Raw genomic sequence first — 25,342 nt, 5'->3', positions numbered from 1 at the left:
CGTACCCATGAAACGCCAGATCTTCGACGCCGACCACGAGGCGTTCCGCGAAACCGTCCGCACCTTCCTCACCAAGGAGGTACTGCCGCACTACGAGCAGTGGGAGAAGGACGGCATCGTCAGCCGCGAGGCCTGGCGGGCCGCCGGCCGGCAGGGGCTGCTGGGCCTCGCCGTCCCGGAGGAGTACGGAGGCGGCGGGAACACCGACTTCCGCTACGCCGCCGTGATCGCCGAGGAGTTCACCCGGGCGGGCGCCCCCGGGCTGGCCATCGGCCTGCACAACGACATCATCGGGCCCTACCTGACCTCACTCGCCACCGAGGAGCAGAAGCGCCGCTGGCTGCCCGGCTTCTGCTCGGGCGAGACCATCACCGCCATCGCGATGACGGAGCCGGGCGCGGGCTCCGACCTCCAGGGGATCCGTACGACCGCCGAGGACCGCGGCGACCACTGGGTGCTGAACGGTTCCAAGACCTTCATCTCCAACGGCATCCTCGCCGACCTGGTCATCGTCGTCGCCAAGACCACCCCCGAGGGCGGTGCGCACGGCCTTTCCCTGCTGGTCGTCGAGCGCGGTACGGAGGGCTTCGAGCGCGGCCGCAACCTCGACAAGATCGGCCAGAAGTCCCAGGACACGGCCGAGCTCTTCTTCCACGACGTCCGCGTCCCGAAGGAGAACCTGCTCGGCGAGCTCAACGGCGCCTTCGTCCACCTGATGACCAACCTGGCGCAGGAGCGGATGGGCATCGCGATGGCCGGCATCGCAGCCGCCGAGTACCTGCTGGAGATCACCACCCGGTACGTGAAGGAGCGCGAGGCCTTCGGGCGGCCGCTGTCCAAGCTCCAGCACATCCGGTTCGAGATCGCGGAGATGGCCACCGAGTGCGCGGTCACCCGTACCTTCCTCGACCGGTGCATCGTCGACCACGCGAACGGCGAACTGGACCACGTACACGCCTCGATGGCCAAGTGGTGGGCGACCGAGCTTCAGAAGCGGGTCGCCGACCGGTGCCTGCAACTGCACGGCGGATACGGGTACATGACCGAATACCGGGTCGCGCGGGCCTTCACCGACGGCCGCATCCAGACCATCTACGGCGGCACGACCGAGATCATGAAAGAGATCATCGGCCGTTCCCTGCTCGGCTAGACCCAGACCTCCCGAAAGGCTTGACCAGTGAGCACCGAAGCTTACGTGTACGACGCGATCCGCACCCCGCGCGGCCGAGGCAAGGCCAACGGCGCCCTGCACGGGACCAAGCCGATCGACCTGGTCGTCGGTCTCATCCACGCCCTGCGCGAGCGCAACCCCGGCCTGGACCCCGCCACCATCGACGACATCGTCCTCGGCGTCGTCGGCCCGGTCGGCGACCAGGGCTCCGACATCGCCCGCGTCGCGGCCATCGCCGCCGGACTCCCGGACACCGTGGCCGGCGTACAGGAGAACCGCTTCTGCGCCTCCGGCCTGGAGGCGGTCAACATGGCCGCCGCCAAGGTCCGCTCCGGCTGGGAGGACCTGGTCCTCGCCGGCGGCGTGGAGTCGATGTCCCGCGTCCCGATGGCCTCCGACGGCGGAGCCTGGTTCAACGACCCGATGACCAACTGGGACGTCAACTTCGTCCCGCAGGGCATCGGCGCCGACCTGATCGCCACCATCGAGGGATTTTCCCGGCGAGACGTGGACGAGTACGCGGCCCTCTCCCAGGAGCGCGCGGCCGCGGCCATCAAGGACGGCCGCTTCGCCAAGTCCGTCGTACCGGTCACCGACCGCAACGGCCTGGTCGTCCTCGACCACGACGAGTTCGTCCGCCCGGGGACCACCGCCGACACCCTCGCCAAGCTCAAGCCGTCCTTCGCGGACATCGGCGACCTCGGCGGCTTCGACGCCGTCGCGCTGCAGAAGTACCACTGGGTCGAGAAGATCGACCACGTCCACCACGCGGGCAACTCCTCCGGCATCGTCGACGGCGCCTCGCTCGTCGCCATCGGCTCCCGCGAGGCGGGAGAGCGCAACGGACTCACCCCCCGCGCCCGGATCGTCTCGGCCGCAGTCTCCGGCTCCGAGCCGACCATCATGCTCACCGGCCCCGCCCCCGCCACCCGCAAGGCCCTGGCCAAGGCCGGGCTGACCATCGACGACATCGACCTGGTCGAGATCAACGAGGCCTTCGCGGGCGTCGTCCTGCGCTTCGTCAAGGACATGGGCCTGTCCCTCGACAAGGTCAACGTCAACGGCGGCGCCATCGCGCTCGGCCACCCGCTCGGCGCCACCGGAGCGATGATCCTCGGCACGATCGTCGACGAGCTGGAGCGCCAGGACAAGCGCTACGGCCTCGTCACCCTCTGCGTCGGCGGCGGCATGGGCGTCGCCACCATCGTCGAACGTCTCTGAACCGTCCTGATCCCTGATCCCTGATCCCACCTCACACGGAAGTAGCGAACATGAGCGAGTCCACCACGATCCGCTGGGAACAGGACGAGACCGGCGTCGTCACCCTGATCCTCGACGACCCCGACCAGTCCGCGAACACGATGAACCAGGCCTTCAAGGACTCCATCGCGGCCGTCGCCGACCGCGCCGAGGCCGAGAAGGACTCCATCCGCGGCATCATCTACACCTCCGCCAAGAAGACCTTCTTCGCGGGCGGCGACCTCAAGGACATGATCCAGCTGCGTCCCGAGCACGCGCAGCTGGCCTTCGACACCGGCACCGCCATCAAGCACTCGCTGCGCCGCATCGAGACCCTCGGCAAGCCCGTCGTCGCCGCCATCAACGGCACGGCCCTGGGCGGCGGTTACGAGATCTGCCTGGCCTCCCACCACCGCGTGGCCCTCGACGCCCCCGGCTCGAAGATCGGCCTGCCCGAGGTCACCCTCGGCCTCCTCCCGGCCGGCGGCGGCGTCACCCGCACCGTCCGCCTCATGGGCATCGCCGACGCGCTGCTGAAGGTGCTGCTCCAGGGCACCCAGTACAACCCGCAGCGCGCCCTGGACAACGGCCTGGTGCACGAACTGGCCGCCACCCCCGAGGAGATGCTCGCCAAGGCCCGCGCCTTCATCGACGCGCACCCCGAGTCGAAGCAGCCCTGGGACGTACCCGGCTACAAGATCCCGGGCGGTACGCCGTCCAACCCGCGGTTCGCAGCGAACCTCCCGGCCTTCCCGGCCAACCTGAAGAAGCAGCTGAACGGGGCCCCGTACCCGGCGCCGCGCAACATCCTCTCCTGCGCCGTCGAAGGCGCCCAGGTGGACTTCGAGACGGCGCTGACCATCGAGGCGCGCTACTTCACCGAGCTGGTGACCGGGCAGACCGCAAAGAACATGATCCAGGCGTTCTTCTTCGACCTCCAGGCCGTCAACGCCGGCCGCAGCCGCCCCCAGGGCATCGCACCGCGCAAGGTCACCAAGGTGGCCGTGCTCGGCGCCGGGATGATGGGTGCGGGCATCGCCTACTCCTGCGCCCGCGCGGGCATCGAGGTGGTCCTCAAGGACGTCACCGCCGAGGCCGCCGCCAAGGGCAAGGCGTACTCCGAGAAGCTGCTCGACAAGGCCGTCTCCCGCGGCCGTACCACCGAGGCCCAGCGCACCGAGCTGCTCGCCCGGATCACGCCGACCGCCGAAGCCGCCGACCTGGCGGGCTGCGACGCCGTCATCGAGGCCGTCTTCGAGGACACCGCCCTCAAGCACAAGGTGTTCCAGGAGATCCAGGACTTCCTCACCCCGGACGCGCTGCTCTGCTCCAACACCTCCACCCTGCCCATCACCGGCCTGGCGGAAGGGGTTTCGCGCCCCGCCGACTTCATCGGGCTGCACTTCTTCTCGCCGGTCGACAAGATGCCGCTCGTCGAGATCATCAAGGGGGAGCGGACCGGCGACGAGGCCATCGCCCGCGCCTTCGACCTGGTCCGCCAGATCAACAAGACCCCGATCGTGGTCAACGACTCGCGCGGGTTCTTCACCTCGCGCGTCATCGGCCAGTTCATCAACGAGGGTGTGGCGATGGTCGGCGAGGGCATCGAGCCCGCCTCGATCGAGCAGGCCGCCGCCCAGGCCGGGTACCCGGCCAAGGTGCTCTCCCTGATGGACGAGCTCACCCTCACGCTCCCGCGCAAGATCCGCAACGAGACGCGGAAGGCCTTCGAGGCCGAGGGCCGGGCGTGGGCCGAGCACCCCGCCGACACCGTCATCGACCGCATGGTCGACGAGTTCGGCCGCCCCGGCCGCAGCGGGGGCGGCGGCTTCTACGAGTACGACGACAACGGCAAGCGCGCCCGCATCTGGCCGGGCCTGCGCGAGCACTTCGCCAAACCGGACGCCGAGATCCCGTTCGTCGACATGAAGGAGCGGATGCTCTTCTCCGAGGCCCTGGACACCGTCCGCTGCCTCGACGAGGGCGTCCTCACCTCGATCGCCGACGCCAACATCGGTTCCATCATGGGCATCGGCTTCCCGGCGTGGACCGGCGGCGTGATCCAGTACATCAACGGCTACGAGGGCGGCCTGCCGGGCTTCGTGGCCCGCGCCCAGGAGCTGGCCGCGCAGTACGGGGAGCGCTTCACCCCGCCCGCCTCCCTGGTCGCGAAGGCCGAGCGCGGCGAGACGTACAGCGACTAGTGCAGTGAGGGGGAAGGCGGGCCGGGGTGATTCCGGCCCGCCTTCCGCTTCCGTGGCCCCGGGTCAGGGCAGTGTCCAGAACACCTCGGTCACGAGGTAGAAGACGAGGACCCAGAACACGGTCAGCGCGGCGACGATGCCGCCGCCGACGAGGTTGGTCCTGGCGGGCGGTTCGTCCGGTGAGGGCCGCAGCCACCGCCTGAGCAGCCGGTTCACATAGTGCGGCATGGTGAAGAAGCTCATGATGAAGCTCGACAGCAGGTTGCCCACGAGCAGCCCGAGCCAGAGCGGCATCCCCAGCGGATGCAGGGCGAGCGTCAGCAGCACGACGGTCGGGTACAGGCCGACCCAGACGGCGATGGCGGTCTTGGTCTCCGATGGCGGCGGAGCCTCTCTGCCGTTCTCCTCGAAGGCGAACCAACTGCCGAACGAGTTGTCGATCGTGCGCAGTCTGAAGTCGTTGAACTTCTCTCCCTCGGCGAGCATCTCCCGTCGCTTCTCCGACGTCAGCCAGGCGTCCAGGTGTTCGGCGTTGTCGTAGCGGTACAGGGTGGTCCACTCGTCCTGAAGGCCTTCGACGGGGCGGAATATCTCGGTGCCGCGAAACCCTTCGAACTTGCTCTCCTCCTGGCTCATGTGCTCCTGCCACGCGAGGAAGTCGTCAACGTTGTCCGGATTGACGCGGTGGCTCACCACCACGGTCACGAGCGGGTCTGTCGGCGTCGTGCCTCCGCTGATCACCTGCTGGGTGGCGGGACCGTCGAAGTAGTGCGCGCCGACGTCGAGGAGCTTCTGCCTGGTCGCGCCGTTCATCCACGCCTGCAGATGGGCCACCGAGTCGAACCGGTAGACGATCACCCAGTCGGACTGCAAGGCGGTCGGCTTGGACACCTCGGCGCCGAGGTGACCGGCGTAGCGGGCGGCGGCGGCGTTGACCTCCTCCTGCCATTTCTCGTACGCCCGTTCCATGCCGGGGCGGACCTTCCGGCCGATGATGACCGTCGCCGCGGCGTCCGCCTGCCGGTCGGTCGTCATCGTCGCGTGCCCGTCCGCGCCGACTGGCTCTCTACGAGCCGGCCGTAGATCCGTTCCGGAGTGAGGGGCAGCTCGCGGTAGCGGATGCCCGTGGCGTCTCGGAGCGCGTTCGCCAGCGCGGGGGCCACCGGGTTGATGCAGCACTCCGCCATCCCCTTCGACCGCATGGCCCCGACGGAGTCCGACGAGCCCACCAGGAGCACGTCCGTGCGGGGCACGTCGGCGTAGGTGGGGATGCGGTAGTTGCGGAGGTTCGGGTTGGCCATGACGCCGTCCGCGTCGATCTGGAAGTTCTCGGTCAGCGCGAATCCGATGCCCTGGGCGACACCGCCCTCCACCTGTCCCCGGACCTGTTCCGGGTTGATGAGCACACCGGCGTCGGCCGCCTGGACGCTGTACAGGACACGGATCTCACCCGTCACCCGGTGGACGGCGACGCGGAAGCCCTGCGTATTGGAGGTGAGGCTGCGGGGCGAGCCGTACGCCTTGCGGGCGGCCGTGAAGCGGATGCCGCGCGCCCGGGCCTTGGCGACGAGCGTGGCCAGCGAGACGCGCTCGTCCCCGCAGACGACGCCGTCGTCGTCCATCGAGCACATCACGACGTGGACGCCCGTGTACGTGGAGGCGAAGTCCATGATGCGGTCGCGCACCGCGTTGGCCGCACGGAGGACCGCGTTGCCCGCCACGAAGAGTCCGGCACTCGCGAAGGCGCCGGTGTCGAATCCCGTGCGGTCGGTGTCGGACTGCACCAGGCGGATCCGAGACGGAGTCGTACCCAGCTGGTTGGCCGCGATCTGGACGTGCGCGGTCGACGTGCCCTCCCCGAACTCGACGGTGCCGACGGCCAGCTCGTACACGAGGTCGTCGCCGAGCGTGAGCCAGGCCTCGGAGATGTGTTCGGTCGGGGGCGCGGTCTCGTGCAGGGAACTCGCGACGCCGACCCCGACGAGCCATCCGGGGCCGGGGGAGGGCTGGTCGGCGGTACGGGCCAGCTCGCCGGCCACGAGGTCGATGCACTTGCCGAGCCCGTCCTCGTGGAACACCACGTCGTCGGGCCCGTCGTGCAGGGCGACGAGCGGCTCGCCCGGGCGCACGATGTTGCGGCGTCGCAGTTCGAGCGGATCCATGTGCAGGGCGAGGGCCAGTTCGTCCATCGCCGATTCCACGGCGAAGGCCGGCTGGGTCATTCCGTAACCGCGCAGGGCGCCGCTCGGAACGGTGTTCGTGTAGACGGAGAAGGCGTCGTACTTCTTGTTGGGGCAGCGGTAGATCATGACGGCGGCGCCGCCCGCGTACAGGGTCTCGCCGCCGTGGTTGCCGTAGGCGCCCGTGTTGGACACGTTGCGGACCTGGAAGGCGGTGAGCGTGCCGTCGGCCTTCGCGCCGAGCTTGACCGTCAGTTTCATCGGATGCCGTGGAGAAGCCGTGGTGAACTCCTCTTCGCGCGTGTACTCGAAACAGACGGGCTGCCCGGTGTCGAGGGCGGCCAGCGCGGCCAGGTCCTCCGAGATGACCTCCTGCTTGCCGCCGAAACCGCCGCCGACGCGCTTGCAGAACACGCGGAGCTGGTCCGGGCGCAGCGCGAACAGGTAGGCCAGCTTGACCTTCGCGATCGACGGAGACTGCGAACTGGTGCGGACGTTCAGGCGCCCGTCCTCCATCCAGGCGATCGAGCCGTGCGTCTCCAGATGCGCGTGCTGCACGCGCGGTGAGAAGTACGTGCCCTCGTGGATCACGTCGGCCGCGGCGAAGCCCGCATCGACATCGCCGATGTGCGAGTGGATCTCCAGCAGGAGGTTGTGGACGTAGTCGCGGGCGAACGGGTCCTCCGAGCCGTGCAGTTGCGGTGCCCCGTCGGCCATGGCCTTCTCGGGGTCGAAGACCGCCGGCAGCACCTCGTACTCCACGGCCACCTTCCGGCAGCCCTCCTCGGCCGCCCCGACCGTGTCGGCGAGCACCGCGACGACGCGCTGGCCGACGAAGCGGACCGTGTTGTCGAGGATGTAGGTGTCGTCCGGATCGACGAGGTGGTCGGTGTGGATGGCGGTGGTGAAGCGCTTGCGGGGCACGTCCTCCCAGGTGTAGACGCGATGGACGCCGGGGACCGCGAGCGCGGCGGTCTTGTCGATCGAGACGATGCGGGCGTGCGCGTGGGGCGAGCGCAGCACCTTGAGGTGCAGCATGCCTTCCATGCGGGTGTCCATCGTGAACTCGGCCCGACCGGTCACCACGTCGTCGGCCGCCGGCGCGCCAACGCTCGTTCCGACGGCCCTACCCGGCGCGGCCGTCTGCACACTGGCGACGCCCTTCACCGCGTCCTCGATCGCCCGGTAGCCGGTGCAACGGCAGAGATTGCCCTTCAACGCCCGTGGCAGGTCCGCCTTCTGGGCGTCGGTGAACGTCGCCGAGGTCATGATCATCCCCGCGGTGCAGAAACCGCACTGGAACCCCGGGGCGTCTCGGAACCGGCGCTGCGCGGGATGCAGGTCGCCGGGTGATCCGAGACCCTCGATCGTGGTCACCTCATGGCCTTCCGCGCGGAAGGCGGGGGTGATGCAACTGTGGACCGGAGTGCCGTCCAGCCACACGGTGCACGCGCCGCAGTCGCCGGCGTCGCAGCCCTTCTTGACGCCGAAGTGGCCGAGCGCACGCAGGAACGTACGCAGACACTGGCCGGGGTCCGGGTCCTCGGAGAAGCTCCTGCCGTTCACGGTGTAGGTCATGCCGGGCCCCCAGCCATGAGTGCGTGGCGGATCTCTTCGGCGAAGTGCAGGGTGAGGTGGTGACGGTGGTCCGGGGTTCCGTTGGGGTCGGCGAACCAGACGTCGGCAGGGATGCCGTTGATGCTTTCCTGCAGGGCGCGGGCATCGGGCATGGTGTCGAAGGCGATGCGCACCGGCCGTGTGGTGCCGGCCGTGATGGTGAGCAGCAGGTCGCTCGTTCCCGGCGTGTGCGTACCGACGAGGAAGACCGTCGAACGGCCGAGGTGGGTCAGTGTGAAGAGGCGGTGTGCGGTGCGCTTGCGCAGGGCGCGTGCCGGAATGCGGATGCGCCGCAGCAGTTCCCCGGGAGCGAGGATGTTCCGGTTGTTCCCGGTCACGAAGTCGAGGGCGTCGGCGGTGCGCGCCGACCCGTCGGGGGCCCACAGCTCGTACTCGGCCTCGAGCGCGACCGTCAGCGTGATCATGGGGCCGGCCGGCAAGGACATACAGATGTTTCCGCCGACGGTCGCCGAGTTCCAGACCTTGAACGAGGACAGGAACGCCTCGCAGCTCTGCGCGAAGAGGGGGCCCGCGATCCATTCGGCCGGGGGTGTGAAGGCGTACAGGTCCCGGATGGTGCACGTGGCGCCGATCTCGAGGCCCGCGTCGCTCGGCACGAGGGGGTCCCAGCCCAGGCCTGTCAGGTCGACCAGGCGGCGCAGGCCCGGCTGCTCGGCGGAGAACAGCCATGTCCCGCCGGCGAGCCAGGCATCGCCCTCGCGCCAGTCGGCGCCCGGACGGTCGGACGGTCGCCTGACGACTTCGCTGATGGTGTTGAGGTCCATGAAGCACCTGCCCGTTACATGCAGGGGTGGCCGCCACCTTGAGCGGCAGAATCACAATCCGCTGGGGCCGCTGGGGCCGACCCGCTCAGAGCAGGGGCCGGCGGGCGCAAAGACTCCTTTCCAGCGTACTGAGAACGGGCCTGCCCCGCCAAAGCAGGGCTTTGGGCTGCGGCTATGGCCCGCCGGGTGTCTCACCGTCCACGAACGCCGCCCGCAGCTCCTCCCGCAGGGACCGCTGGAAAGCCGTCACCAGGGCCTGCACCACCATCGGCTGCATGTGCGCCGACAGCGCCTTCATCGACTCCACCCGCTCCGGATCGCTCTCGCCCTCCGTGAACGGCCCCCACACCTCGTCGCGGAACAGCGCCGTCAGCTCGTGCGCCGCCGACCGGGTGTGCTCCACCAGCACCTTGCGCGCCGCCAGGATCGTCTCGTGCGCGATCGGTACGTCGAGCAGCGCGACCCCCAGCCGCAGCAGCCCCACGTCCACCCGGAACCCGCCGCCGGAAGTGCCCGAGGGGGCCAGTACGTTCATTGCCGTCAGCCGCCGCACGTCGGCGTCGGACAGGCTCCGCCCGGCCCGCTTCTCCAGCTCCGCCCGCGAGACCTCCTGCGCCGCGTCCGGGGCCCAACTCGCCACCATCGCCCGGTGGATCGCCAGATCGTGCGCGCTCAGGTCGTCCGGCAGTGCCTCCAGATAGCGCTGACACGCCGACAGGGTCATCCCCTGGTGCTGGAGCTCCTCGATCAGCGCCAGCCGGGACAGGTGCTCCGGCCCGTAGTGGCCCACCCGACGAGGTCCGATCACGGGGGGAGGCAAAAGCCCGCGCGTGCTGTAGAACCGTACGGTGCGCACGGTGACGCCCGCCCGGGCCGCCAGCTCGTCGACGGTGAGCATCGGCTCGGGTGCCTGGTCGGCCATCGTCTGCGCCTCGCTCTCTGCTCCACAGCTTGGGTTCAACAGTATTGCTGTCGCACCAACGATGTGAAACGGCCAGGAGCTGCCCATGACCACGAAACTGCGACTGCCCGGACGACCCGAAGAGATCACCTATCCCGCCCTGCTGGCCCGCAACGCCACCGAGTACGGGGAACTGCCCGCCCTCTCGTGGCGCTCGGGCGACGGCTGGGAGACCCTCACCTGGAGCGAGGTCCGCCGCAAGGTGGCCGTCCTCGCCTCCGGATACGCCGCCCTCGGCGTCGAGCGCGGCGAACACGTCCTGATGATGATGGGCAACCGCCCCGAGCACTGGCTCAGCGACCTCGCCCTCGTCCACCTGGGCGCCGTCCCCGTCACCGTGTACGGGACCTCCGCGCCCGAGCAGATCGCCCACATCGCCCGCCACAGCCGGGCGAGGGTCGCCGTGATCGAGGGCGCCCGGGAACTGGCCCGGTGGGAACCCCTGCTGGCCGACGACACCGTGCCGCTGGAGCGCCTGGTGGTCGCCGAGGCCGCGGACGCGGGCCCGCACCACACCTACGGCTCCCTGCACGCCAGTGGCGCCCGGCTGTTCGCCTCGGAGGACTTCGAGAAGGCCTGGCGGGAGGTCTCGCCCGAGGACGCGCTGACCGTCGTGTACACCTCGGGCACCACCGGCGACCCCAAGGGCGTCCGCCTCACCCACCGCAACCTCGTGCTCCAGGCCGTCCGCATCGACCGGCACATCGAACTGCCCGAGCACCCCGAGCACATCTGCTACCTCCCCTTCGCGCACATCGCCGAACGGGTCCTCGGGATCTACCTGCCCCTGCTGCGCGCCGCCCACGTCCGGCTGTGCGCCGACCCGACCGCCGTGTCGGCCGCCGTCCGCGAGCTGCACCCCGTGCAGTTCTTCGGCGTCCCCCGGGTCTGGGAGAAGCTCGCCGCGTCCGTCCGGGCCGTCCTCGCGCAGCTCCCCGAGGAGCAGCGCCGGGCCATAGAGGCTGCGAACGACCTGGCCCGCGCCCACGCCGGCCACCGGGAGCGGGCCGAAGAGGTCCCGGCCGTGCTCGAAGCCTCGTACGCCACGGCCAAGGAGCAGGTCCTGGACCCACTGCTCCAGCTCGCGGGGATGGACCGCCTGGTCTGGACGGCCAGCGCCACCGCGCCGATGCCCATCGACGTGGTGCAGTTCTGGGCCGGTTGGGGCATCACCATCATGGACGCCTGGGGGCTCACCGAGACCTCCGGCGTGTGCACGATCAACAGCCCGGACGGCTTCCGGCTGGGCTCGGTGGGTCGCGCGATCGAAGGGCTGGAACTGAGGGTCGCCGAGGACGGGGAGATCTTCACCCGCGGCGAGACCGTCTTCGGCGGGTACATGCGCCCCGACGGCTCGCTGGAGAGTGCCTCCGACGCCGAGGGCTGGTTCCCGACCGGGGACGTCGGCCGGCTCGACGGGGACGGGTACCTCTGGATCACCGACCGCAAGAAGGAACTGATCATCACCTCGAACGGCAAGAACGTCTCGCCGGCCCTGGTGGAGAACACCGTCAAGGAACACCCGCTGATCGGCCAGGCCCTGGTGCACGGGGACGGCCGCTCCTACCTCGTCGCCCTGCTGGTCCTGGACCCGGAACTGGCCCCCGTGTGGGCCGCGGCCCGCGGAATCGAGGCGCGGTCACCGGCCGAACTCGCCGCGCACCCGGCCGTCCGAGAGGAGATCGCCCGCGCGGTCGGGGCGGCCAACGAGCGACTGAACCGCACCGAGCAGATCAAGAGGTACCGGCTGCTCACCGAAGAGTGGGGCCCCGACAGCGGGGAGCTCACCCCCTCGCTGAAACTCCGCCGCAAAGTGGTCCGCGAGAAGTACGGCGCACTGATCGACGGTCTGTACGGGGAATCGTACGAATCTCCGTAACCCAACCGTCCGGCCGTGCGGCGGCCGCGCGACCCGGCCGGGCCGGGTCGCGCAGCCGCCTTCGTGTGCGCTAGCGGCCGATCACCGGGTAGTGGTCGGAGAGGTTGTCGTACGTGTAGGAGGTGCCCCAGCTGGAGACCGTCCAGGGCGCCGACTGCTCCAGGAGCACGTTGTTCTCCCAGCCCGCCGGACGGGCGTTGCCCTTGCGGTACAGGACGTAGTCGAGGTCCTCGCGAGGGTCGGTCGGGTAGCGGTACTTCGCGATCGAGTTCAGCGCGGTGTCGAAGGAGTACTGGTGGCCCGTGCGGGTGTCGGAGTTCACCAGGTCGGCGTTGGCGAGCATGGAGGCGAGCTCCGGCGTCCGCGAGTCGACGTTCAGGTCGCCGGCGACGATGACCTGCTCGTTCGCCGGGATGTTCTTCCCGTCCAGGAACGCGTCTATGGAGCGGAACTGGCGGGCGCGCATCTCCGCCGCCTCGCCCGCGCCGCAGCCCGGGTCGGTGGACTGGGCGTGGGTGCCGACCACGTGCACCTTGGTGCCGTTCACGTTCAGAACGACGTACGCGAAGCCCTTGTTGGACCACCAGTCGGCGCCGCAGGCGTCCTTGTAGACGACCTGCTCCTTGCGGACGATGGGCCACTTGCTGAGGATCGTGACGCCGCCGTCCTCCGGGGTGGTGGAGGAGTACGCGCCGCCCGTGGCGTCCCAGCCGGTCTTGCTGCGGCCGACGACCGGGGTCTGGTACGGGTACTTGGCGGCCGAGTTGGCCTTGAGCGCGTCCGAGGCGGCGTTGTCGAACGCCTCCTGGATCACGACCACGTCGTGGCCCTGGTAGAAGGAGGCCTTCGGGATCTCCGCGGCCCGGTGGTCCTGACCCCAGTTCGGGTACAGGTTCTTGCTCATCAAGAACACGTTGTACGACAGGACGCTGAGCCGTGGCGTGGCGGTCGCGGAAGATTCCGCGGCCGTGGCGGCGGGCGCGGTGGTGGCGGCCAGGGCGCCGGCGGCGATCGCTGCGACGGCCGCGGCGGCGGCGCGGTGGCGGCGGTGGGAGGTGTGCGGCATGAAGGACTCCATCATTCCTGCGGGGGAAGATCGTCTCCGTCATCCAAGCAGCCACGGTTACCTCTGGGTAACACCCGTGCAGCGACTTTCTGTCCGGCCCGGGGACATCTGTCTCTCGCATACTTGTCACATGAGCAGAACGGCAGCACATGCACCGGAGAACCGCCCCGCGGGAACCCGAACCGATCCCGCGCCGCCCCCGCCCGGCGGCGTGCTGTGGACCAACGCGGGGGACATCCGGTCCCTGCTCACGCTGCCCGCCGCCTTCACCCTGCAGGTCGCCCATCCCGCCGTCGGGGCCGGAGTCGACCAGTACTCGGTCTTCCGCACCGACCCCTGGGGCCGGGGCGAGCGCTCCCTGCGGTCCGTCCTGCTGTGGGTGTACGGCGGGGAGGACGCCGCCGAGGAGGGCCGCCGGGTACGCCGCGCACACAAGGAGATCCAGGGCACCGACACCCGGGGGAGGCGGTACCACTCCCTCGACCCGGCCTGCTACGCCTGGGTGCACGCCACCGGGTTCCCGGTCGCCCTGTACGCCGGCCGCTACCTGTTCCGCCCCATCACCCCCGCCCAGGAGCGCCAGCTCTACCGGGAGTGGCTCCAGGTCGGCCGCATCCTGGGCCTGCGCGACCGGGACATGCCGCAGACCGTCGAGGAGTACTGGACGTACTGGGGCCGGATGCTGGCCGAGGAGATCGAGCCCACCAAGGTCGCCCGCGAACTGGTCGCCACCGACGTGCCGCTGCCCCGGCCCGAGGTCGGCTCGCCCGCGGTACGGCTGCTGCTGCGGCTCACCTGGCCGGCCCTGCGGGTGGCGTTCCTGCGCGTGCGCGCCTTCGTCACCGTCGGGTACATGCCGCCCGAGGCGCGCACCGTGCTCGGCCTGGAGTGGACCCCGGCCCAGGAACGCCGGCTGCGCCGGTTCAGCACGGCCGCGCGGATCCTCGTACCCCTGCTGCCCGAACGGCTCCGCTACCTCCCCCTGGCGCGGGCGGCGCGCGCCCGATGGCGCGCCGCCGCCCGCTGACGGGACTCAGCGGCCGGCGTGTCCGCCGTGCTCGCCGTGCTCGTGGATCGTGTTCGTCTCCGCGATCTTCTTCCAGGACTTCGGCTCGGTCTTCGGCGCCGGGGCCGTGGGCGGCGCCGCGAGGGAGCGGGCCGCGGCGCTCGGGGCCGTGGGGTTCAGGGCCGAGGCGTCGGGCTTGCCCGGGGTGTAGAGCCAGGTCTGGAAGAGCTGGGCGAGGGGCTGCCCGGAGACCTTCTCCGCGTACGAGACGAAGTCCGCGACCTTCGCGTTGCCGTGGGCGCGCTCGGTCGGCCAGCCCTTGAGGATCTCGAAGAACTTCTCGTCGCCGATGTGGTTGCGCAGCGCCTGCACGGCGATGGCGCCACGGTCGTAGACGGCTCCGTGGAACTGGTTCTCCGGGCCCGGGTCGCCCGGCTTGACCTGCCAGAACGGGTCCTCGGCCGGGCGCACGCCGTACGCCCAGTCGGCGAGCTCCTGGGCGGTGCCCTCGCCCTCCTTCTCCGACCACAGCCACTGGCTGTAGCGGGCGAAGCCCTCGTTGATCCAGATGTCCTTCCAGCCGTCGACGGACACGCTGTCGCCGTACCACTGGTGGGCCAGCTCGTGCACGACCACCGAGACGTTGGCGCCGTTCTGGAACTGGCGCGGCCCGTAGAAGGGGCGGGTCTGCGTCTCCAGCGCGAAGCCGGCCGACACGTTCGGCACGTAGCCGCCCAGCGCGTTGAAGGGGTACGGCCCGAAGACCCCCTCCAGCCACTCCGCGACCTCGCCGGTCCGCTCCACGCTCGCGCGGGCCGCGCCCGCGTTGTCGCCGAGGTCCTTGCTGTACGCGTTGAGGATCGGCAGTCCGCTCGCCGTCTTGTCGGTGGTGATGTCGAACTTGCCGACCGCGAGGGTCGCGAGGTAGGTGGCCTGCGGCTTGTTGGAGCGCCAGTTGTACCTGGTCCAGCCGAGGCGTGAAGTCTGCGACTGCAGCACGCCGTTGCTGATGGCCTGGGTGCCGTCCGGGACGTTGACCGAGACGTCGAAGGTGGCCTTGTCGAGCGGGTGGTCGTTGCTCGGGAACCACCAGACCGCCGAGTCCGGCTCCTGCGCCGCCACGCCGCCGTCGGGCGTGCGGTGCCAGGCCGTCCAGCCGTCGATCTTCAGCTCGGAGGGCTTGCCCGCGTACTTGACGACGACGGTCAGCGGGGTGTTGCGGGCGAGCGGCTTGGCCGGGGTGACCTCCAGTTCCTGGGTGCCGGACGCGGCGAACTTCGCCTTGACGCCGTTGACCCGGACCTCGCTGACCTTGAGCCCGAAGTCGAGGTTGAAGCGGGACAGGTCCTGCTTGGCGGTGGCGAGCAGGGTGGCGGTGCCTTCGAGCAGGTCCGTCTGCGGCTGGTACTTCAGCCGCAGGTCGTAGTGCGACACGTCGTATCCGCCGTTGCCGCTGGCCGGGTAGTAGGGATCGCCGATACCCGGGGCGCCCGGACCGTAACTCGCCGCCGACGCCGGGATCACCAGCAGCAGGGAAGCGGCGAGCACGCTCGGGGCGATGACTTTGCGGTGCACGAATGGCTCCAAGTGGTAGGGGAGACAGATCGGTTCGAGCTCTGGTCGTCCGACCGTATTCATCCGTGGCGCATCAGGTCATGTCCATGGCCCGTGTTGTCACATGATCGCCATTCGGCCGTCACGCTCCGCCGGGTGGCGCCGCGGCTCCGACCGCGTGACCGGGTGCCGCGCAGCCCCGCGCGGGCGGCCCGCGCCGCCGTCCGGGGCCCTGGCCTGCGGAGCATCCCGAGCGCCGGGGCCGCGTCGGTGTGCGCGCGCCGGTCGCAGAGTGCCCCGCCGGCGGCCGGGAACCCGCGCCGGTCGCCGGCGGCGGCCCTCCGGATCGGCTGGATCAAGCCGGTGCCGCACGTCGTCGGTCAGGGGGTGGGCGATGCCTCGGTGAGGGACATCCAGTGCCGGACCGTCTCCTGGTGGGACCCGACCGCCGTGCGTTCGGCGACCGCCTCCGCGTCCGCGACGAGGCGCGGTGCTCCGGAGCGGGTCAGGAGGACGAGAGGCCACGCGGGACCCGCCCCGGGCCCGTTCCCGTCGAAGGCGGTCCAGTCCCAAGGGCCGTCGAACCGCCACGCCCGCCCGGCGGCGTCGGCGAGTTCGTCGCCCGGCTGGAGGAACGCGTACGGCCGCATCAGCAGCTCGAAGGTGAAGGGGGTCCCGTCGCCCGGGTGAAGGGTGTAACCCACGCCGTTGAGATGGTCGTCGTCCGCGTACTCCCGGTAGGACAGGCCGCGGCGCAGCACGGTCACGCCCAGGGCGGGGCGCGGTAGCCAGCCCGTCTCCAGCGGAGGGTCGTGGTGGTCGACAGCCGTCACGTGAACCACGGTCGGCGGGACTCCGACCCGGCAGGCGTCTCCGGCCGCCAGGCGCTCGGGCGGCGGGTCGGTCCGGAACAGCTCCATACCGGCCTCCGACGGGACCTGGTGGTCGTCGGCCACGCCGAGGGCGACGCCCCCGTTCCAGCGGAAGAAGTCGCTGTCGGTGTCGATGCGCCGCCACGGCCAGCGCACCGACACGTGGTTCCACATCAGGCCTCGATCGACCGTGGTCGGCGTGAAGGGGCAGGTGACCGACAGCACGTCACCGACCCGGAAGTCCCGCTCGAACATCATCGGGTCAGGCTAGGACAGACAGCTTCCCCGCGACCGCGCGGGCCGGTGCGGCGGGAGCGGCAGCCCGCCTGTGACACGGCCTTCCCGGCATACTGAGCAGTCGGTAACCTGGCGCGCATGACGCTTCCCCCGCTCGCGGCCCGGCACTGCTGGCATGCAGCCATCAACCCGCTGCACTCCACGATCTACTTCTCGCCGGACACCGCCAAGGAGTTCGCCGACCTCGGGATCACCGACCACGTCGCCGTCAACCTCGCCCACCGGTCCGCCGCCATGGGCGCCGTCGGTCCGGGCGCCGTGACGGCCGCGTTCTACAACTACCGCCACGACCTCGTCGCCCGGCACCTGCCCGCCGTCTGGGACGTCGCCACCCCCGAGCAGGTCCTCGCCGCCCGGCTGCGAACCGCCGACGCCACCCTGCGCCGGCTCCTCGGCGCGGAGACCATCGAGTCGCCCGAGCTCGCCGAGGCCGCCGACCTGGCGATACGCGCCACCGAGGGCTGCACCCGGCACGGCCGTGTCCTCTACGCCGCCCACGCCGACCTCCCGGTCCCCGAGCAGCCGCACCTGCGGCTCTGGCACGCCACCACCCTGCTGCGCGAGCACCGCGGCGACGGCCACCTCGCCGCCCTCCTCCTCGCGGACCTCGACCCGCTGGAGGCCCTGGTCAGCCACACCGCCACCGGCAAGGGCATGAGCCCCAAGTGGCTCAAGCGCATCCGCGGCTGGGAGCAGACCGACCTGGACGCCGCCGCCGACCGGCTGCGCTCCCGCGGCGTGCTCGACGCCGACGGCGCCCTCACCGAACAGGGCGCCGCCCTGCGCGAGCGGCTGGAGACCGAGACCGACCGCCTCGACGCCGCCCCGTACGAGCACCTCGGCGCGGCCGGCCTGGCCCGCCTCGCCGAACTCGGCGGCGCCATCGTGTACAAGGCCATGGCGGCCGGCGCCTTCCCCCGGGACCTTCGGGGCTGACGGGCAGGGCTCCCGCCGTCCGTCACCGCCACCTGCCACAATTGGCAGCCTTCCAGTGCAAACGAAGGCAGGCGGGACCCGATCGTGACGACGTCCATCGAAGGCAGGATCGCCGAGGAGCTCGGCGTACGGGAGCGGCAGGTCAAGGCCGCGGTCGAGCTGCTCGACGGCGGCTCCACCGTGCCGTTCATCGCGCGCTACCGCAAGGAAGCGACCGAGATGCTCGACGACGCCCAGCTGCGCACCCTCGAGGAGCGGCTGCGGTATCTGCGCGAGCTGGAGGACCGGCGCTCGGCGATCCTGGACTCCGTACGGGAGCAGGGCAAGCTCGACGCCGAGCTGGAGGCGCGGATCAACGCGGCCGACACCAAGGCCCGGCTGGAGGACATCTACCTGCCCTTCAAGCCCAAGCGGCGCACCAAGGCGCAGATCGCCCGCGAGGCCGGTCTGGAGCCGCTCGCCGACGGCCTGCTGGCCGACCCGTCGGTGGAACCGGCCGCCGCCGCGGCCGCGTTCGTCGACGCCGACAAGGGCGTCGCCGACCCGGCCGCCGCCCTGGAGGGCGCCCGCGCCATCCTCACCGAGAAGTTCGCCGAGGACGCCGACCTCATCGGCGAACTGCGCGAGCGCATGTGGGGCCGCGGCCGGCTCGCGGCGAAGGTCCGCGAGGGCAAGGAGGAGGCGGGCGCCAAGTTCGCCGACTACTTCGACTTCACCGAGCCGTTCACCGCACTGCCCTCCCACCGAGTCCTCGCCATGCTGCGCGGCGAGAAGGAGGACGTCCTCAGCCTGGAGCTGGAGCCGGAGGAACCGGGTGAGACCCCGGGGCCGTCCACGTACGAGGGCATGATCGCCCGCCGCTTCGGCGTCGCCGACCGCGCCCGCCCGGGTGACAAGTGGCTGGCCGACACCGTCCGTTGGGCCTGGCGTACGAAGATCCAGGTGCACCTCGGGATCGACCTGCGGACCCGGCTGCGCGCCGCCGCCGAGGACGAGGCCGTACGGGTCTTCGCGTCGAACCTGCGCGACCTGCTGCTCGCGGCCCCCGCCGGCACCCGCGCCACCCTCGGTCTCGACCCGGGCTTCCGCACCGGTGTGAAGGTCGCCGTCGTCGACGCCACCGGCAAGGTCGTGGCCACCGACGTGATCTACCCGCACGTGCCCGCCAATAAGTGGGACGAGTCCCTCGCGAAGCTGGCCCGCCTCGCGAAGGAACACGCCGTCGAGCTCGTCGCCATCGGCAACGGCACGGCCTCCCGCGAGACCGACAAGCTCGCCGGGGACCTCATCACCCGCCACCCCGAGCTGAAGCTCACCAAGGTGATGGTCTCGGAGGCGGGCGCCTCCGTGTACTCGGCCTCCGCCTTCGCCTCGCAGGAACTCCCCGGCATGGACGTGTCCCTGCGCGGCGCGGTCTCCATCGCCCGCCGCCTCCAGGACCCGCTCGCCGAGCTCGTCAAGATCGACCCGAAGTCGATCGGCGTCGGCCAGTACCAGCACGACCTGGCCGAGGTGAAGCTCTCCCGCTCCCTCGACGCGGTCGTCGAGGACTGCGTGAACGGCGTCGGCGTGGACGTCAACACCGCCTCCGCGCCGCTGCTCTCGCGCGTGTCGGGCATCAGCGGCGGCCTCGCCGAGAACATCGTGGCCCACCGCGACGCCAACGGCCCCTTCCGCAGCCGCAAGGGCCTCAAGGACGTGGCCCGCCTCGGCCCGAAGGCGTACGAGCAGTGCGCCGGCTTCCTCCGCATCCGCGGCGGGGACGACCCGCTGGACGGCTCGGCCGTGCACCCCGAGGCGTACCCGGTGGTCCGGGCCATGGGCAAGACCGCGGGCGGCGAGGTGGCGGCCCTGATCGGCAACACCTCCGTCCTGCGTTCCCTGCGCCCGGAGCAGTTCGTCACCGAGGCCTTCGGCCTGCCCACGGTCACCGACATCCTGCGCGAGCTGGAGAAGCCGGGCCGCGACCCGCGCCCCGCCTTCAAGACGGCCACCTTCAAGGAGGGCGTGGAGAAGATCGGCGACCTGGCCCCCGGGATGATCCTGGAGGGCGTGGTCACCAACGTGGCCGCCTTCGGCGCCTTCATCGACATCGGCGTCCACCAGGACGGACTGGCGCACGTCTCGGCGCTGTCGAAGAACTTCGTCAAGGACCCGCGGGACGTGGTCAAGCCGGGCGACATCGTCCGCGTGAAGGTCATGGACGTGGACATTCCGCGCAAGCGGATCTCACTGACGCTGCGGCTGGAGGACGAGGCCGACCGGACGGCGGCAGTCGGCGCCCCGAGGCAGGACCGGCAGGACCGGCAGGAGCGCCGCTCCGGCGGCGGCCGTCCGCCCCAGCAGCGCGGCGGCGGTCAGGGCCAGGGCCAGGGCCAGCGTGGCGGCGGTCAGGGTCAGGGTCAGGGCCAGGGCCAGGGCCAGAGCCAGGGCCAGCGAGGCGGCGGTCAGGGCCAGCGGCAGGGCGGCGGCGGCAGCGCCTCCGGCCCCGCCCCCGCCAACAGCGCGATGGCGGACGCCCTGCGCCGCGCGGGCCTCACCGGCCCCGAGGAGCGCCGCAAGCGCTAGGCCGTGCCCCGCGCGGGCATGCGTACGGAATGGCCGAATACGTACCCCACGTGGGGACTTGTCTTGCCAATGGTCGTACAAGATATGTAGGCATGGTGGAACGCCCGTTCGTCACTTCGGCGGACGGGCTTCCGCATTCCCCTCAGGACCGCGTTCCCCGAGGCCGCTTTGAAGGCACAGGACACCATGCCCATGCCCCCGCACGCCTACAGACGCTGCCCGAGAAAGGGTCCGAAGAGGGATCACATGTCCCACCGGCAAGTCAGTCTGCGCAAAAGGTGCGAGAACATTCTCGGCCATCTGGAACTGCCTCATCCGTTCTCCCTCGACGAGCTCTGCAACCGCATAGCCGAACAGCGGGGCCGCCCCATCCGGCTCCACCCGCTCCCCAAGGAGGCGGCGGAGACGGGCGTCTGCGGGCTCTGGGTGGGCACCGTCAACGTCGACTACGTCTTCTACGAGGCCCAGACCACCCCGCTGCACCGGGAGCACATCGTTCTCCACGAACTCGGCCACATCCTCTTCGGCCACCACTCGGTCGAGGGGGAGGGGAACGACGACCACGTCCCCACCGTCCTCGGACGCACCAACTACACCACCCGCCAGGAGCAGGAAGCGGAGATGCTCGCCAGCATGATCCGCATCCGCACGGCGAACACCGCGGCACACGGGACCACGGTCCGGCCGCGCGGCACCCTGGCCCGGCTGGAGTCGGCCATGGGGTACGAGCGGAGGAACGATGGCAGCTGATCTGACCGCCTTCGGCAACTGGCTGGCCGTCCCGAGCGTGGTGTGCCTGTGGATCGCCCTCCTGCTCCGTGCCCCCGGTGCCCTGCGCTCCCCGCAACAGCGCGGACTGTGGCTGGCGGTGGCCACCGCGGCCGCCGCGATGACCCTGAACCTGCCCGACGTGGTCGCGTACGCGATGCGCCGCGGCCCCGACTACGCCCACGCCATCGGGCTCTCCCGCAACTTCATCGGCGTGCTGTCGGCGGGCGCCGTGCTCTACTTCGTGGCCGCCACCACCCGGGGCCGCAGGCTCCAACTCGCCTCCTGCGTGGCGACCGTGGGGTGGATCGCCGCCCTCCTCGCCCTGGACGCGGCCGCCCCCGCTCACGGCAGCCACACCATGCCGCCGGTCGGCGACCCGGTGCCCTCACTCGCGTACTGGCTGGTGCTGATCTCCGCGCACCTGGTCGCCAACACCGTCTGCGTGGCCCTGTGCTGGCGCTACAGCCGCCGCACCGAGAGCCGCGGGCTGGCCGCCGGGCTGCTGCTCTTCGGGCTCGGCACCGCGCTCGCCGGCCTGTTCTGGTTCGCGTACCTGCTCAAGGGGCTGTTCGGCAGCACGTGGGCGATGCCCGCGCTGCCGCTGATGATGAACCTGCACGGCCTGCTGCGCGCGGCCGCCATCCTCGTGCCGACCCTGTTCCTCTTCCGCCGCGGCGCCGCCGACATCGCCACCGCGTGGCGGCTGTGGCCCCTGTGGCGCGACCTGGTGCAGGCCGTCCCGCACGTCGCCCTCAACAAGCCGCGGGCCGGCCGGGTGGTGGAGCTGCTGTGGCCGCCCGTACCGCGCAACCTGCTCGTCTACCGCAAGGTCATCGAGACCCGCGACGCGATCCTGATCCTGGGGGAGTACGTCGCCCCGGGCGCCCTGGAGCAGGCCCGCGGCCAGGTCGCCGGACGCGGGGTCCCCGAGCAGCGCCGCACCGCGGCCGCGCTGGCCTCCGTACTGAGGGAGGCGCGGCAGGCGAAACTCGACGGCCTGCCCGGGCAGGCGGGCGAGGCGGCCGCGCTGGAACTCCCGGCCGCGATCCAGACCACGAAGGCGGACGGCGACCTGGCGGACGAGGCAGCGTTCCTCGTCGACGTCGCCCAGGAATACGCCGCCGCGGCTCCCACGAGGAAGTGAACCCGTCTTGACGACGACCGTACTGATCACGGGGGCGAGCGCCGGACTGGGCGCGGCCTTCGCCCGCGGCTTCGCCGCGAAGGGCTGCGACCTGGTCCTCGTGGCCCGGGACAAGGACCGCCTCGACGCCCTCGCCGGGGAACTGGGCCGGGAGTTCGGCGCCGCGGCCGAGGTCCTTCCGGCCGATCTTCTGGACCCGGCCCAGTGCGCCTCGGTCGCGGAGCGGCTCGCCGACCGGGCCCGGCCCGTCGACGTCCTGGTCAACAACGCGGGCTTCGGGCTGCCGGCGCCGTTCCCGTACAGCCCGGTGGAGGACGAGGAGCGGATGCTGGACCTGCTGGTCAAGGTCCCGCTCCGGCTCACCCACGCCCTTCTCCCGGGCCTGCGCGAACGCCGCCGGGGGGCCGTCCTCAACGTCTCCTCGGTGGCGGGGCTGCTGCCCACCGGCACCTACGGCGCGGCCAAGGCCTGGATCACCGGCTTCAGCGAATCCCTCCGGGTGGACATGGAGCCGTACGGGGTCCGTGTGCTGGCGGTGGTCCCCGGCTTCACCCGTACCGAGTTCCAGGAGCGGGCCGGCATGGACGTCAGCGCGCTGCGCGACGCGGTCTGGCTCGAACCGGAGGCGGTCGTCGCCCGGGCCCTGCGCGACCTCGCCCTGCGCCGCCCGCTCAGCATCACCGGCCGCCGCTACCGCGCGTACGCGCTGGCGGCCCGCCACCTCCCGCGCGAGTTCGTGGCCCGCAGGATGGCCCGCACGCGGCGGCCTCCGGCGGAGTGGTCGGACGCGCGCTGAGGCTGCTGCGGCACGCCGATGCGCGGACCGGTGTCGGGTCCGCGCAGGGCGTGCTGTCAAGGGAACGAATCAGTGGCCGTGCCCGTGGCCGTTGCGGTGCCCTCCCCAACCCTTGTCGTCATCGTCGTGGTCCCAGCCGCCGTGGCGCCAGCCGCTCTTGTGATGGCCGTAGTCGTCGTCGTCATCGTCGCCGCAGCCGCCGCCGTTGACGTAGCTGACGGGCTGGGCCGGGGCCGCCGCCGAGGCGGTGCCCGCCGTGCCGAGTGCGGCCCCACCGGCCATCAGGAGACCGGCGGCGGAGGCCACGAAGAGGCGCTTCGCTCGCTGTGCGTGCATGAGAATTCCCTTCCTCCCACTCCCTCGCACCTCTCCGAGGCATGGGGGACGTGGAACCGCGGCCGCGGGACAGGACGGGCGGCGCGGATCGGATACAGGGCCGCGGGAAGTGCGGAAGCACATGCTCGGTCACCCCGGGCGCCGATGGGACTCAGGCCATGGGGGCGTGCTCCGCGGTTGCGGCTCTCACCCACAAAGGCTAGTCGCGCACGAGTCGGTCGGCACCTCGGGGCCCACGGCCTAGAGCTCCACGACCTTGCCGCCCGAGACCTCCAGCCGGCGGGTCACCTGGACGGCGTCCAGCATGCGGCGGTCGTGCGTGACCAGCAGGAGGGTGCCCTCGTAGGTCTCCAGGGCGGCCTCCAACTGCTCGATCGCCGGGAGGTCCAGGTGGTTGGTCGGCTCGTCCAGGACCAGCAGGTTCACCCCGCGGCCCTGGAGCAGGGCCAGGGCGGCGCGGGTGCGCTCGCCGGGGGAGAGGGTGGCCGCCGGGCGCAGGACGTGGGCCGCCTTCAGGCCGAACTTGGCCAGCAGCGTACGGACTTCCGCCGGCTCGGTGTCCGGGACCGCCGCGCAGAAGGCCTCCAGCAGCGGCTCGTCGCCGAGGAACAGGCCGCGGGCCTGGTCCACCTCGCCCACCAGGACGCCGGAGCCGAGGGTGGCGGATCCGGAGTCCGGGGCCAGCCGGCCCAGCAGCACGGCCAGCAGGGTGGACTTGCCGGCGCCGTTCGCCCCGGTGATCGCCACCCGGTCCGCCCAGTCGATCTGCAGGCTGGCCGGGCCGAAGGCGAAGTCCCCGCGCTGGACGGCCGCCTCGCGCAGGGTGGCCACCACCGAGCCTGAGCGCGGGGCAGCCGCGATCTCCATGCGCAGCTCCCACTCCTTGCGCGGCTCGTCCACGACCTCCAGCCGCTCGATCGCCCGCTGCGTCTGGCGGGCCTTCGCGGCCTGCTTCTCGCTGGACTCGCCGCGCAGGTTCTTGCCGATCTTGTCGTTGTCGCTCGCCTTGCGGCGGGCGTTGCGCACGCCCTTGTCCATCCAGTTCCGCTGCATCTGCGCCCGGCCCTCGAGCGCGGACTTCTTGCCCGCGTACTCGTCGAACTCCTCGCGGGCGTGCGACCGGGCCCGCTCGCGCTCCTCCAGGTACGACTCGTAACCGCCGCCGTAGAGGTTGATCTGCTGTTGGGCCAGGTCCAGTTCGAGGACCTTGGTGACGGTCCGGGTCAGGAACTCGCGGTCGTGGCTGATCACGATCGTGCCCGCGCGCAGCCCCTTCACGAAGCGCTCCAGCCGCTCCAGACCGTCCAGGTCCAGGTCGTTGGTGGGCTCGTCGAGCAGGAAGACGTCGTAGCGGGACAGCAGGAGCGAGGCGAGGCCCGCGCGGGCCGCCTGGCCGCCGGAGAGCGCCGTCATGGGCAGGTCGAGGCCCACGGTGAGGCCGAGCTCGGCGGCGACCTCCTCGGCGCGCTCGTCGAGGTCCGCGCCGCCGAGGTCCAGCCAGCGGTCCAGCGCGGTCGCGTACGCGTCGTCCGCGCCCGGGGCGCCGTCCACGAGGCCCTGCGTCGCCGCGTCGAGCTCCGCCTGGGCGGCGGCCACGCCGGTGCGCCGCGCCAGGAAGTCCCGTACGGACTCCTCCGGCCGGCGCTCCGGCTCCTGCGGGAGGTGGCCGACGGCGGCGGTGGGCGGGGAGAGCCGCAGCTCACCGGTCTCGGGGGTGTCCAGCCCGGCCAGCAGGCGCAGCAGGGTGGACTTCCCGGCGCCGTTGACGCCGACGAGACCGATGACGTCGCCGGGCGCGACGACGAGGTCGAGATCGGCGAAGAGAGTGCGCTCACCGTGCGCGGCGGTGAGCTTCTTGGCGACGAGGGTTGCAGTCATGATCTGCCGATTCTACGGCCCCGTCCCGCCGCCTCGGCCGCCGAGGCAGCCCGTGCACGTCGGCTCGGGCCGATGATGTTCA

The 25,342-nt window shown here is 71.2% G+C and carries 19 protein-coding genes; 10 read left to right on the top strand and 9 right to left on the bottom strand.

The window, feature by feature from the left end:
• Positions 1-7: 7 nt before the first annotated feature.
• From OG625_RS06505 to OG625_RS06495, 3 genes are read left to right on the top strand one after another with little or no spacing between them, the layout of a single operon-like run.
• Positions 8-1,150, top strand: coding sequence for an acyl-CoA dehydrogenase family protein (locus tag OG625_RS06505; RefSeq protein ID WP_329377209.1), 1,143 nt, complete (start codon positions 8-10; stop codon positions 1,148-1,150).
• A 27-nt stretch (positions 1,151-1,177) separates the two neighbouring features.
• Positions 1,178-2,392 carry an acetyl-CoA C-acetyltransferase gene (locus OG625_RS06500; protein WP_329377206.1) on the top strand — a complete coding sequence of 405 codons (1,215 nt, stop codon included), beginning with the start codon at positions 1,178-1,180 and terminating at the stop codon, positions 2,390-2,392.
• A 50-nt stretch (positions 2,393-2,442) separates the two neighbouring features.
• Positions 2,443-4,614 (top strand): 3-hydroxyacyl-CoA dehydrogenase NAD-binding domain-containing protein, encoded by a 2,172-nt coding sequence (locus OG625_RS06495; RefSeq protein ID WP_329377205.1) that lies wholly within the window; start codon positions 2,443-2,445, stop codon positions 4,612-4,614.
• A gap of 63 nt (positions 4,615-4,677) precedes the next feature.
• On the opposite strand, the gene OG625_RS06490 is transcribed toward OG625_RS06495, so the two are convergent.
• From OG625_RS06490 to OG625_RS06475, 4 genes are all read right to left on the bottom strand, one after another.
• Positions 4,678-5,649, bottom strand: coding sequence for an antibiotic biosynthesis monooxygenase (locus OG625_RS06490; RefSeq protein ID WP_329377203.1), 972 nt, complete (start codon positions 5,647-5,649; stop codon positions 4,678-4,680).
• Complete coding sequence (locus OG625_RS06485) at positions 5,646-8,372, bottom strand: molybdopterin-dependent oxidoreductase (protein ID WP_329377201.1); 2,727 nt, start codon at positions 8,370-8,372, stop codon at positions 5,646-5,648. Before OG625_RS06485 ends, OG625_RS06490 begins: the two co-directional genes overlap by 4 nt.
• Complete coding sequence (locus tag OG625_RS06480) at positions 8,369-9,196, bottom strand: FAD binding domain-containing protein (RefSeq protein ID WP_329377199.1); 828 nt, start codon at positions 9,194-9,196, stop codon at positions 8,369-8,371. Before OG625_RS06480 ends, OG625_RS06485 begins: the two co-directional genes overlap by 4 nt.
• 172 nt (positions 9,197-9,368) lie before the next feature.
• Complete coding sequence (locus OG625_RS06475; RefSeq protein WP_329377197.1) at positions 9,369-10,118, bottom strand: MerR family transcriptional regulator; 750 nt, start codon at positions 10,116-10,118, stop codon at positions 9,369-9,371.
• 85 nt (positions 10,119-10,203) lie between these two features.
• Between OG625_RS06475 and OG625_RS06470 the strand changes: the two genes are divergently transcribed.
• Positions 10,204-12,036 carry an AMP-dependent synthetase/ligase gene (locus OG625_RS06470; RefSeq protein WP_329377195.1) on the top strand — a complete coding sequence of 611 codons (1,833 nt, stop codon included), beginning with the start codon at positions 10,204-10,206 and terminating at the stop codon, positions 12,034-12,036.
• A gap of 70 nt (positions 12,037-12,106) precedes the next feature.
• Here the strand turns inward: OG625_RS06470 and sph are convergent, their stop codons facing one another.
• The gene (sph, locus tag OG625_RS06465; protein ID WP_329377193.1) at positions 12,107-13,102 is read right to left on the bottom strand and encodes a sphingomyelin phosphodiesterase; all 996 of its coding nucleotides are present in this window, start codon (positions 13,100-13,102) and stop codon (positions 12,107-12,109) included.
• 130 nt (positions 13,103-13,232) lie between these two features.
• On the opposite strand from sph, the gene OG625_RS06460 reads away from it, so the two are divergent.
• A complete protein-coding gene (locus OG625_RS06460) occupies positions 13,233-14,129 on the top strand; it encodes an oxygenase MpaB family protein (RefSeq protein WP_329377190.1) in 897 nt (298 codons plus the stop codon).
• Between the two features lie 6 nt (positions 14,130-14,135).
• Here OG625_RS06460 and OG625_RS06455 read toward each other — a convergent pair whose 3' ends face one another.
• Positions 14,136-15,683: a M1 family metallopeptidase gene (locus tag OG625_RS06455; protein WP_329377188.1), complete on the bottom strand. Its 1,548-nt coding sequence runs from the start codon at positions 15,681-15,683 to the stop codon at positions 14,136-14,138.
• A gap of 359 nt (positions 15,684-16,042) precedes the next feature.
• Entirely contained in the window at positions 16,043-16,792 is a 750-nt protein-coding gene (locus OG625_RS06450) for a hypothetical protein (protein WP_329377186.1), read from the bottom strand.
• 117 nt (positions 16,793-16,909) lie between these two features.
• On the opposite strand from OG625_RS06450, the gene OG625_RS06445 reads away from it, so the two are divergent.
• The 5 genes from OG625_RS06445 to OG625_RS06425 all read left to right on the top strand — a co-directional run bounded on the left by OG625_RS06445 (position 16,910) and on the right by OG625_RS06425 (position 23,046).
• A complete protein-coding gene (locus OG625_RS06445; RefSeq protein ID WP_329377184.1) occupies positions 16,910-17,767 on the top strand; it encodes an SCO6745 family protein in 858 nt (285 codons plus the stop codon).
• Positions 17,768-17,851: 84 nt separating this feature from the next.
• The gene (locus tag OG625_RS06440) at positions 17,852-20,335 is read left to right on the top strand and encodes a Tex family protein (protein WP_329377182.1); all 2,484 of its coding nucleotides are present in this window, start codon (positions 17,852-17,854) and stop codon (positions 20,333-20,335) included.
• Positions 20,336-20,581: 246 nt separating this feature from the next.
• Positions 20,582-21,085: a hypothetical protein gene (locus tag OG625_RS06435; RefSeq protein ID WP_329377180.1), complete on the top strand. Its 504-nt coding sequence runs from the start codon at positions 20,582-20,584 to the stop codon at positions 21,083-21,085.
• Positions 21,075-22,250, top strand: coding sequence for an MAB_1171c family putative transporter (locus tag OG625_RS06430; RefSeq protein ID WP_329377178.1), 1,176 nt, complete (start codon positions 21,075-21,077; stop codon positions 22,248-22,250). Before OG625_RS06435 ends, OG625_RS06430 begins: the two co-directional genes overlap by 11 nt.
• A gap of 7 nt (positions 22,251-22,257) precedes the next feature.
• Complete coding sequence (locus OG625_RS06425) at positions 22,258-23,046, top strand: SDR family NAD(P)-dependent oxidoreductase (RefSeq protein ID WP_329377177.1); 789 nt, start codon at positions 22,258-22,260, stop codon at positions 23,044-23,046.
• Positions 23,047-23,115: 69 nt separating this feature from the next.
• On the opposite strand, the gene OG625_RS06420 is transcribed toward OG625_RS06425, so the two are convergent.
• Complete coding sequence (locus OG625_RS06420) at positions 23,116-23,382, bottom strand: hypothetical protein (RefSeq protein WP_329377175.1); 267 nt, start codon at positions 23,380-23,382, stop codon at positions 23,116-23,118.
• A gap of 240 nt (positions 23,383-23,622) precedes the next feature.
• The gene (locus OG625_RS06415; RefSeq protein ID WP_329377174.1) at positions 23,623-25,260 is read right to left on the bottom strand and encodes an ABC-F family ATP-binding cassette domain-containing protein; all 1,638 of its coding nucleotides are present in this window, start codon (positions 25,258-25,260) and stop codon (positions 23,623-23,625) included.
• Between the last annotated feature and the right edge of the window lie 82 nt (positions 25,261-25,342).

It is taken from the genome of Streptomyces sp. NBC_01351, assembly GCF_036237315.1.
Taxonomy (GTDB): domain Bacteria; phylum Actinomycetota; class Actinomycetes; order Streptomycetales; family Streptomycetaceae; genus Streptomyces.
This window is presented reverse-complemented; position numbering and strand designations above follow the sequence as displayed.

Coding starts and splice junctions, on each gene's coding strand:
- OG625_RS06485 (WP_329377201.1), bottom strand. CDS start 8,372: ATGACCTACACCGTGAACGGCAGGAGCTTCTCCGAGGACCCGGACCCC.
- OG625_RS06435 (WP_329377180.1), top strand. CDS start 20,582: ATGTCCCACCGGCAAGTCAGTCTGCGCAAAAGGTGCGAGAACATTCTC.
- OG625_RS06505 (WP_329377209.1), top strand. CDS start 8: ATGAAACGCCAGATCTTCGACGCCGACCACGAGGCGTTCCGCGAAACC.
- OG625_RS06415 (WP_329377174.1), bottom strand. CDS start 25,260: ATGACTGCAACCCTCGTCGCCAAGAAGCTCACCGCCGCGCACGGTGAG.
- sph (WP_329377193.1), bottom strand. CDS start 13,102: ATGCCGCACACCTCCCACCGCCGCCACCGCGCCGCCGCCGCGGCCGTC.
- OG625_RS06460 (WP_329377190.1), top strand. CDS start 13,233: ATGAGCAGAACGGCAGCACATGCACCGGAGAACCGCCCCGCGGGAACC.
- OG625_RS06490 (WP_329377203.1), bottom strand. CDS start 5,649: ATGACGACCGACCGGCAGGCGGACGCCGCGGCGACGGTCATCATCGGC.
- OG625_RS06430 (WP_329377178.1), top strand. CDS start 21,075: ATGGCAGCTGATCTGACCGCCTTCGGCAACTGGCTGGCCGTCCCGAGC.
- OG625_RS06495 (WP_329377205.1), top strand. CDS start 2,443: ATGAGCGAGTCCACCACGATCCGCTGGGAACAGGACGAGACCGGCGTC.
- OG625_RS06480 (WP_329377199.1), bottom strand. CDS start 9,196: ATGGACCTCAACACCATCAGCGAAGTCGTCAGGCGACCGTCCGACCGT.
- OG625_RS06475 (WP_329377197.1), bottom strand. CDS start 10,118: ATGGCCGACCAGGCACCCGAGCCGATGCTCACCGTCGACGAGCTGGCG.
- OG625_RS06420 (WP_329377175.1), bottom strand. CDS start 23,382: ATGCACGCACAGCGAGCGAAGCGCCTCTTCGTGGCCTCCGCCGCCGGT.
- OG625_RS06450 (WP_329377186.1), bottom strand. CDS start 16,792: ATGATGTTCGAGCGGGACTTCCGGGTCGGTGACGTGCTGTCGGTCACC.
- OG625_RS06470 (WP_329377195.1), top strand. CDS start 10,204: ATGACCACGAAACTGCGACTGCCCGGACGACCCGAAGAGATCACCTAT.
- OG625_RS06445 (WP_329377184.1), top strand. CDS start 16,910: ATGACGCTTCCCCCGCTCGCGGCCCGGCACTGCTGGCATGCAGCCATC.